The organism is Parasedimentitalea denitrificans, assembly GCF_011813015.1.
Taxonomy (GTDB): Bacteria; Pseudomonadota; Alphaproteobacteria; order Rhodobacterales; family Rhodobacteraceae; genus Parasedimentitalea; species Parasedimentitalea denitrificans.
Map to the genome: position 1 here is coordinate 1 of NZ_QHLQ01000078.1, position 758 is coordinate 758.

Below are 758 nucleotides of genomic sequence, written 5' to 3' on the forward strand. Positions count from 1 at the left end.
TCGACGATCTTGGAAACAACACCAGCGCCAACTGTGCGGCCGCCTTCGCGGATCGCAAAGCGCAGGCCCTGCTCCATCGCGATTGGTGCGATCAGCTCAACGTTGAACTTCAGGTTGTCGCCTGGCATGACCATTTCGGTGCCTTCTGGCAGAACAACAGTACCGGTGACGTCAGTTGTACGGAAGTAGAACTGTGGACGGTAGTTCGCGAAGAATGGTGTGTGACGACCGCCTTCTTCCTTGTTCAGGATATAGGCTTCAGCTTCGAACTTGGTGTGTGGGTTCACCGACTTAGGTGCACACAGAACCTGGCCACGCTCAACCGCATCACGGTCGATACCACGCAGCAATGCGCCAACGTTGTCGCCTGCTTCACCGCGGTCCAGCAGCTTGCGGAACATTTCAACACCAGTACAGGTGGTTTTCTGAGTGTCTTTGATGCCAACGATTTCGATTTCGTCGCCAACGTTCAGAACGCCACGCTCGATACGGCCAGTTACAACAGTACCACGACCAGAGATCGAGAACACGTCTTCCACAGGCATCAGGAACGGCTGGTCAACAGCACGCTCTGGTGTTGGGATGTACTCGTCAACAGCAGCCATCAGAGCAACAATCGAGTCTTTACCGATGTTCTCGTCACGCTCTTCCATAGCGGCCAGAGCCGAACCAGGAATCACAGGAATGTCGTCGCCAGGGTATTCGTAAGAAGACAGCAGCTCGCGGATTTCCATTTCCACCAGTTCCAGCAGCTCTTC

At 54.6% G+C, this 758-nt stretch carries 1 protein-coding gene; it reads right to left on the bottom strand.

What is annotated here, in order from left to right; translation table 11 throughout:
• Positions 1-758, bottom strand: a 758-nt coding sequence (locus DL239_RS21385) for an elongation factor Tu (protein WP_167686116.1), incomplete at both ends; no start/stop codon positions are given.